Here is an 8,084-nt window from a genome sequence, read left to right on the forward strand (position 1 = left end):
ATTGCCGCCAAGACCGGCGGACTCGGCGCGGGGGCCGGTTTCGGCACCACCCGCAGCCGCGAAACGCTGCGGCACTTCGTCATTTCCGGCAAAGTCGTCTACGACAAGCTGCCGGATTACTACGAGCTGCTGCACGAAGTGCTGTTCGAGCCGCTGACCGACAAGGAACGCATTCTCGAACGCGCGGGCCCGATGCTGCTGGAGGAAAAATCCCGTCTTGAGCAGGGTCTTGTGGCCGGCGGGCACGCCACGGTCAGCGGTCGTCTGCGCGCGCACTTTGCCCAGGCGGGCCGTCTCATGGAGCGCACCGGCGGCCTGAGCTATCTGCAGAGCCTGCGCGGTCTGCTGCGTCGTCTCAAGACGGAGCCCGAAGGTCTGCTTGCCGATCTGGAGCGGCTGCGCCGGGCCGTCATTGCCGCGCCCGGAGCCGTGGCCGACTGCACCGCCGAGGCCGCGGGACTGGCGCAGGCCCGTCCCCTGCTCTCCGGGCTGTTGCAGGCCCTGCCGGAGCAGCGCCCCGCCTGCGCGCTGCCCTGCGGCGAGGGGGCATTCGCCCTGCCCGATCACGAGGCCATTCTGACCGAAGCCCAGATCAACTACGTGGGCAAGGCCGCCAATCTCTATGATCTCGGGCATCCCTTCCACGGTTCCTTCAACGTCATTCTGCGCGCCCTGCGCATGGGCTACCTCTGGGAGCGCGTGCGCGTGCGCGGCGGGGCCTACGGCGCCTTCTGCACCCTGGACCGCATGGGCGGCACCCTGGTCTGCGCCTCCTACCGCGACCCCAACGTGGACGAGACCCTGGCCGCCTATGACCAGATGGCCGGCTACCTGCGCTCCTTCCGGCCCGACAGGGAACAGCTCACCAGCGCCATCGTGGGCGCCATCGGCGACCTGGACGCCTACCTGCTGCCCGACGCCCGCGGCGCGCAGGCCCTGGCCCGCCATCTGGCCCATGACGACGAGGAGGCCCGCCAGCGGATGCGCGACGAGATCCTGGGCACCACGGCGCGGCACTTCCGCGACTTCGCCGAGGTGCTGGCCGAGGCCGCCCGTCACGGCGTGACCTGCGTGCTGGGCGGCGCCCGCACCCGCGCCGCCGCCGAGGCCCACGGCTGGCAGACGCAGGAGCTGCTGTAACGATACGAAGACAGCGGCGGGGAGGGGCCCCGGCACGTCCGGCCCCTCCCCGCCCGCTGCGCCCTTCCAGCCCACCCGCAGCAAGAAGGAGGCTCCATGAAGCAGACCCCCGGCCCCGTCATCGGCGCGCCGTCCTTCGTCCAGCCCGCCAATGTGGCCGACAATGCCCGCTTCCTGGCCGGTCGCGTGGATGAAGTGGCCCTGTGCTTTTTCGAGGCCCGTTCCTGCCTGGACTATACCGCCGCCGACCTGCCGCCCGATCTGGCCGCGCTGCCCCTGACCTGGCACGTCCATCTGCCCGTGGATCTGCCCTGGCCGCGCAAGAAGGATGCCGCCGCCGTGCGCGTGGCCGTGGAGCTGGCCCTGCGCGTCTTCGGGCGCGCCGCCCCTCTCGGCCCCTGGGCCGCCGTCCTGCACGCGCCCAAGGGCAGCCCGGTGCTGCAGCGTTTCATCCTGCGCCATGCCGCCGCCTCCTGGCAGCGCCGCAGCAAGGTCCCCCTGCTGCTGGAGAATACGGACATCTGCGATATCGCCGGCCTGGGGCGCGGCTTCCCGGCCGAACACGGCCTGGGCTTCTGTCTGGACGTCGGCCACCTCATGGGCTATGCTCAAAACGCACTTTGGGCATCCTCCCTGCCCGAGACGGCGGCCCTGATCCACTGGAGCGCCCCGGGGGCCCGGGACCAGCATCTGGCCCTGCACCGCTTCACGGCCAGCCAGTGGCATCTGGCACGGCAACTGGTCGCCCGCCTGCCCCGTACCTGCCGCCATCTGCTGGAGATCTTCCGCTGGCAGGGGGTGGAGGAGTCCCTGCCCCTTCTGCGCGACCTGCTGGCCAGCCAGCCGGATACCGTGTCCCCCGGCTGCCCGCACGGCCCTCTCAATGCCAAAACAGCGGAGTAACGCGGTCATGACCAATCCCTATGTAGCGCAGATGCGGCAGTGGCGGCAGACACTGACCAGGGATCAGCGCTGGGCCATCCTCATCTCGGCAGACCCCGACGCCCTGGCCTCGGCGCTGGCCCTCAAGCGCATCATGGCGCATCGCGTGCGCGGCGTGGACATCTTCCGCATCAACGAAGTCACCCGGCCCGACAACCTGGCCATGATCCGCTACCTGCGCATCCCGGCCAAGCTCTGGCAGCCCGAAAAGGCCGACCTCTACACCCACTTCGCCATGGTGGATTCCCAGCCCCACCACAATCCGGCGTTCCAGGGCATCAGCTTCTCCCTCATCATCGACCATCACCCCCTGAGCACGGGACAGGTGCCCCAGGCCGCCTTCTGCGACATCCGCCCCGGCTTCGGCGCCACCAGCACCATCATGACCCGCTACCTGCAGGGCCTGCGCATCAAGCCCGGGCCGCTGCTCTCCACGGCGCTGCTCTACGGCATACGCACGGATACCGCCACCTTCGAGCGCTCCGGCGGCGAGGACGACCTGCGCGCCTACCAGTGGCTCATCAAGCACGCCGACGCCAGCCTGCTGCGCCGCATCATCCGCAGCGAATACCTGCGCGCCTGGCTGCCCCTGTTCTCCCGCGCCTTCCGCTCCCTGCGCGACTGCCGGGGCGGGGCCATGGTCTGGCTCAACGAGGTGGACAGCGCCGACCTGCTGGTGGCCGTGGCCGACTTCTTCACCCGCGTGCACGGCCTGCGCTGGATCGCGGTCTGCGGCGTGGTGGAAAAGACCGTGGTGGTCATCTTCCGCGGCGACGGCAGCCGCGATATCGGCCGCCTGGCCGACGCCTGCTTCTATGACGTGGGCTCCGCCGGCGGCCACCGCAACCTGGGCCGCGCGGAATTCCCCCTCTCGGCCGTGCCCGCGGGCACCAAGCCCGCGGAATTCATCTTCCAGCGCCTGCACAGCCGCAAGCTGCGCCCGGTCACGGCCCGCGCCGCGCCCCTGGCCGAGCATGCCGGCCAGCAGGCCCTGCACAGCGAAAAGCTGGAGCCCGCTCCGGTGCAGGCCCTGGCCCGCGGGGCCTGAGGCCGCCGCCCATGCATGCTGCCGGGCGGGGGATGCGCCATGCGTGTCCCCTGCCCGTTTTTTTCGTCCGGCGCCCGTGACGCGCCTGTGCCGCACACGATACACGAACAAAAACAGCAGGATAGCCTGCCATCGCGCATCTGGCCCGCTTTTTTTCGCCGTCGCGAGATTTTTTGCGCCTCCGCTCTTGACAAGCCCGGGGCTGCGGCGTAGCGTTCGTGGAAACTGTTGGAGTTTTGAAGATGTCCCATTTCGTTCCTGCCACCTCCTGCTACGCTGCCAGCGGCTTTTGCTTTAGCTGGTTTTATTTTGCGTACTTTAGCGGAGCCTGTGGTCAGGAGCTTTGCTGACATCTGCCGTCAGAGAGTTTCGGGGCCGCAGGCTTTCAGCCGGCGGCCCTTTTTTTGTATCCAGCGCCGCCGGAACGGCTCCATGCACAAAGGAGAATCCCCATGTACCTTGGCAAACAGGTTCGTCTGGAACGCATCATCAATCGTGAAACCGGCCGCACCATCATCGTCCCCATGGATCACGGCGTCACCATCGGTCTCGTTGACGGCCTCATCGACATGCGCGAGACCGTCAACGACATGGCCAAGGGCGGCGCGGACGCCGTCCTCATGCACAAGGGCCTGGTGCGCTGCTCGCACCGCAATGCCGGCAAGGACGTGGGCCTCATCGTCCACCTGTCCGCCTCCACCATGCTCTCGCCCCAGGGCAATACCAAGACCCTGGTGGGCACCGTGGAAGAAGGCATCAAGCACGGCGCGGACTGCGTCTCCGTGCATGTGAACCTGGGCGACCCCAACGAACGCCTGATGCTGGCCGACCTGGGCCGCGTGGCCGCCGCCTGCGACGACTGGCACATGCCCCTGCTGGCCATGATGTACGCCCGCGGCCCGGCCATCAAGAACGGCTACGCCCCCGAGATCGTGGCCCATTGCGCCCGCGTGGGCGTGGAACTGGGTGCGGACATCGTCAAGGTGGCCTACACCGGTGACATGGAAAGCTTCTCCGACGTGGTCTCCTCCTGCTGCGTGCCCGTGGTCATCGCCGGCGGCGAGCGCATGGACTCCACCCGCGACGTGCTGCAGATGGTGCATGACTCCATCAAGGCCGGCGGCGCGGGCATCTCCATGGGCCGCAACGTCTTCCAGCATCCCAACCGTGTCCGCCTCGTGCAGGCCCTGCGCGCCATCGTGCACGAAGACGCCAGCGTGGACGAAGCCATGGTCATCGCGGGGGAATAGCATGGCCCGCATCTACTATCGTTGCGAACCCTTCAGCAAGGCCGACGTGACCCTGGCCCTGGAATCCGGTGTGGACGGGGTCATCGTGCCCCGTCAGCAGATGGAGAAGGTGGCCGCCCTGGCCCGCTGCACGGTCTGGGCCTGCGAGGACGTGGCCAGCGTGCCGCTCAGCGCCAAGGCCGACGAGGAGGCCCTGCTGGCCCGCCTCAAAGCCGGCGAGACCGCCTGCCTGGCCCGCGGCTGGGAGATCATCCCCGTGGAGAACCTGCTGGCCCAGACCGACAACGTGCTGGCCGAGGCCGGGAACCTGGACGAGGCCCGTCTGGCCGCCGGCATCCTGGAACGCGGCGTGGACGGCATCGTGGTCCTGCCCGAAGCCCTGGCCGAGCTCAAGGCCATCGTGGCCCAGTGCAAGATCGCCCAGGGCCGCGAGGAACTGCAGAAAGCCGTCGTCACCCGCGTGGAATCCGTGGGCCTGGGGCACCGCGTCTGCGCCGACACCCTTTCCCTGCTCAAACGCGGCCAGGGCATGCTGGTGGGCAATTCTAGCGCCTTCACCTTCCTGGTGCACGCCGAGACCGAGCACAACGAATATGTGGCCGCCCGTCCTTTCAGGGTCAATGCCGGGGCCGTGCACGCCTACACGCGCCTGCCCCACGACAGGACCTGCTACCTGGGCGAGCTGGCCGCCGGGCAGGAGGTGCTCATCGTGGGCGCCGACGGCCAGACCAGCGTGGCCACGGTGGGCCGGGTCAAGATCGAGGTGCGCCCCATGCTGCTGGTGGAGGCCGAGGCCGAGACCCCCGAAGGCCCCAAACGCGGCACGGTCTTCCTGCAGAACGCCGAGACCATCCGCCTGACCGCGCCCGACGGCACGCCCGTGAGCGTGGTCAGCCTCAAGCCCGGCGATACGGTGCTCTGCCGTCTGGACCAGGCAGGCCGCCACTTCGGCATGCGCATCCAGGAAGAGATCCGCGAGGTATAGCATGGCCGACGCACATTCCCCCTCTGACGCGCCCGGGCGCCTGGCCGCCATCCGCGGCGAGATCGACAGCGTGGACCAGGAGCTGCTGGCCCTGTTCAACCGCCGCGCGGCCCTGAGCCTGGAAGTGGGCCGCATCAAGGCCGGCGACCCCGGCATCGTCTTCAAGCCCCTGCGCGAACGCGAGGTGCTGGACGGTCTGGCGCGCAAGAACGGCGGCCCCCTGCCCGAAGAACACCTGCGGGCCATCTGGCGCGAGATCTTCTCCTCCTCGCGGGCCCTGCAACGGCCGCAGAACGTGGCCTATCTGGGGCCGGAAGGCACCTTCTCCTACTTCGCCGGGGTGGAGTACCTGGGCCATGCCGCCAGCTTCCACCCCTGCAACGACCTGCCCCAGGTCTTCGAAGACGTGCATTCCGGCCTCTGCGAGCTGGGCGTGGTGCCGCTGGAGAACTCCCTGCAGGGCACGGTGGGGGTCAGTTTCGATCTCTTCCTCAAGTATGACGTGCACATCCAGGCCGAGCTCTTCTCGCCCATCTCGCACTGCCTGCTGAGCCATGCCGCCAGCCTGGCGGAGATCACCACGGTCTACTCCCATCCCCAGCCCCTGGCCCAGTGCGGCGGCTGGCTGCGCAGCCATCTGCCCCAGGCCGGGCTCATCCCCGTGGAATCCACCGCCGCCGCGGCCCGCATGGCCGCCGCCAATCCGCAGTCCGCGGCCATCGGCAACGGCAAGCTGGCCGACATGACCGGTCTTTCCGTCCTGGCCCGCCGCATCGAGGACGAGCCCGGCAACTGGACGCGTTTCGTCATCATCGGTCCCCGGCCCGTGGGCCAGCTGGACAAGCTGCCGCGCACCACGCCCGTGCCCGGGCACACCGGCGCGGACAAGACTTCCATGCTCTTCACCCTGCCGGACAAAGCCGGTTCGCTCTCGGCCGTGCTCTCCCTGCTGGCCGAACACAGGATCAACATGCGCAAGCTGGAGTCCCGTCCCCTGCGCGGCCAGTGCTGGAAGTACGTCTTCTTCACCGATGTGGAATGCGACCTGACCGCCCCGCAGTACGGGGACCTGCTCCAGAAGCTGGCCGAGGTCTGCACCAGCTTCCGCATCCTGGGCAGCTACGCCACCGGTCCCCAGCTGGACCGCATCGGCCTGGACGACGCGGAGGAGAACCATGACTAGTCCCGAAACGGCCTGCGTGCGGGCCCCGGCCTCCAAGTCCATCTCGCACCGCTACTGCATCGGCGCGGCCCTGGCGCACGGCAGCTCCGAGCTGCACCATGTGCTGGACAGCCGCGACCTGGAATGCACCCGCGCCATCCTCTGCGCCGCCGGGGCCGTCATGGAGCCCCTGCCCGGCGGGGAGGGCGGCTGGCGCGTGACCGGCATGGACGGCCGCCCCCGGGGCGGCACGGATACGCCCCTGGGCTGCGACGTGCACGAATCCGGCACCACCTGCCGCCTGCTGACGGCCGTGCTGGCCGCCGGTCACGGCCTGTTCCGCATCCACGGCGCGCCGCGCATGCACGAACGGCCCATCGACGAGCTGACCCGCGCCCTGGAGAGCCTGGGCACGGAGGTCCGCTTCGAGCAGCGTCCCGACTGCCCGCCGCTGGTGCTGCGCGCCTCGGGCCTCGATCCGGCCCGCAACGGCGGCCATGTGCGTCTGGGCATGGACGCTTCCAGCCAGTATTTCTCCGGCCTGCTGCTGGCCGCGCCCCTGGCCCCCGCGCCCCTGTGCGTGGAGCTGGGCGGCCGGAAGGCCGTGTCCTGGCCCTATGTGGGCCTGACCCTGCACTGTCTGGAAGATTTCGGCATCCGCTTCAGCGTGGAGACCCGCGAGCCCGGCGGCCCCTGGCAGGACCTGCCCGAAGGCGGCTGGCGCGGCCTGCGCACGGCCCGTCCCGACGGCCTGCGCATCACCGTGCGGCCCGGCGCCTACCGCGCGGGCAGCTATCAGGTGGAAGGCGACTGGTCCGGGGCCTCCTATCTGCTGGCCGCCGGGGCCCTGGGCACGCGCCCGGTGCGCGTGGACGGCCTGCGGGCCGACTCCCTGCAGGGCGACCGCGCCATGCTGGACATCCTGCGCGTCATGGGCGCCCGCGCCGACGTGGAGGAAGACGCCATCACGGTGCATCCCTCGGCCCTGCGCGGCGTGGACGTGGACATGGGCCACTGCCCGGATCTGGTGCCCACGGTGGCCGTGCTGGCCGCCTTCGCCCAGGGGCCCACGCGGGTGCGCAACGTGGCCCATCTGCGCATCAAGGAGTCCGACCGCATCACCGCCCCGGCCACCGAACTGGCGCGTCTGGGCGTGCGCGTGGACGAGCATGACGACGGCCTGACCGTGCACGGCCTGGGCCCGGACGGTCCCGCCTGGGACGCGGCCGCGCGCTTCTCGGCCCACAACGACCACCGCATCGCCATGTCCCTGGCCCTGCTGGGCCTGCCCGGCGGCCACCGCATGGACGGCCTGCTGGACGACCCGCTGGTGGTGCGCAAGTCCTTCCCCACCTTCTGGAAGGTCTGGGAGCGGCTGCTGTGACCCCGGAGACCCCCCTGATGCCCCCGGCCGGCCATGGCCGGGAGGCCTGCCCCGCGGCGGACACGGAAGCGGAGGCCGCAAGCGCCGCCGACGCCGCCGTCAGGGCGGCCCCGGAGCGCGGCCATTCCGCACGGGGGACAGCGGACGCGACGGCTCCGGCGACAACGGCTCCG

Annotated in this window: 6 protein-coding genes and 1 pseudogene; all 7 read left to right on the top strand. The window is 70.0% G+C overall.

Annotation, left to right across the window (positions count from 1 at the left end; translation table 11 throughout):
- Positions 1 to 1,140, top strand: a pseudogene (locus tag Q1X76_RS09545) (peptidase M16); the annotation flags it as partial.
- A gap of 96 nt (positions 1,141 to 1,236) precedes the next feature.
- The gene (gene cbiR, locus Q1X76_RS09550; protein ID WP_300719566.1) at positions 1,237 to 2,043 is read left to right on the top strand and encodes a cobamide remodeling phosphodiesterase CbiR; all 807 of its coding nucleotides are present in this window, start codon (positions 1,237 to 1,239) and stop codon (positions 2,041 to 2,043) included.
- Between the two features lie 7 nt (positions 2,044 to 2,050).
- Positions 2,051 to 3,130 carry a phosphoesterase gene (locus Q1X76_RS09555; RefSeq protein WP_300719567.1) on the top strand — a complete coding sequence of 360 codons (1,080 nt, stop codon included), beginning with the start codon at positions 2,051 to 2,053 and terminating at the stop codon, positions 3,128 to 3,130.
- Positions 3,131 to 3,582: 452 nt separating this feature from the next.
- Positions 3,583 to 4,380: a 2-amino-3,7-dideoxy-D-threo-hept-6-ulosonate synthase gene (locus Q1X76_RS09560; protein ID WP_300719569.1), complete on the top strand. Its 798-nt coding sequence runs from the start codon at positions 3,583 to 3,585 to the stop codon at positions 4,378 to 4,380.
- A 1-nt stretch (position 4,381) separates the two neighbouring features.
- A complete protein-coding gene (locus tag Q1X76_RS09565; RefSeq protein WP_300719571.1) occupies positions 4,382 to 5,365 on the top strand; it encodes a 3-dehydroquinate synthase II family protein in 984 nt (327 codons plus the stop codon).
- Position 5,366: 1 nt separating this feature from the next.
- On the top strand, positions 5,367 to 6,548 hold the full coding sequence (gene pheA / locus Q1X76_RS09570) for a prephenate dehydratase (RefSeq protein WP_300719573.1): 1,182 nt from the start codon (positions 5,367 to 5,369) through the stop codon (positions 6,546 to 6,548).
- On the top strand, positions 6,541 to 7,911 hold the full coding sequence (locus tag Q1X76_RS09575) for a 3-phosphoshikimate 1-carboxyvinyltransferase (RefSeq protein ID WP_300719575.1): 1,371 nt from the start codon (positions 6,541 to 6,543) through the stop codon (positions 7,909 to 7,911). The genes pheA and Q1X76_RS09575 overlap by 8 nt, the downstream gene beginning before the upstream one ends.
- Positions 7,912 to 8,084 lie beyond the last annotated feature (173 nt).

This window comes from uncultured Desulfovibrio sp. (genome assembly GCF_949282365.1).
Classification (GTDB): Bacteria; Desulfobacterota; Desulfovibrionia; order Desulfovibrionales; family Desulfovibrionaceae; genus Desulfovibrio.

Bases quoted from the DNA above. Each gene is read 5' to 3' on its own strand.
- Q1X76_RS09555 (WP_300719567.1), top strand. From the start codon at position 2,051: ATGACCAATCCCTATGTAGCGCAGATGCGGCAGTGGCGGCAGACACTG.
- Q1X76_RS09560 (WP_300719569.1), top strand. From the start codon at position 3,583: ATGTACCTTGGCAAACAGGTTCGTCTGGAACGCATCATCAATCGTGAA.
- pheA (WP_300719573.1), top strand. From the start codon at position 5,367: ATGGCCGACGCACATTCCCCCTCTGACGCGCCCGGGCGCCTGGCCGCC.
- Q1X76_RS09565 (WP_300719571.1), top strand. From the start codon at position 4,382: ATGGCCCGCATCTACTATCGTTGCGAACCCTTCAGCAAGGCCGACGTG.
- Q1X76_RS09575 (WP_300719575.1), top strand. From the start codon at position 6,541: ATGACTAGTCCCGAAACGGCCTGCGTGCGGGCCCCGGCCTCCAAGTCC.
- cbiR (WP_300719566.1), top strand. From the start codon at position 1,237: ATGAAGCAGACCCCCGGCCCCGTCATCGGCGCGCCGTCCTTCGTCCAG.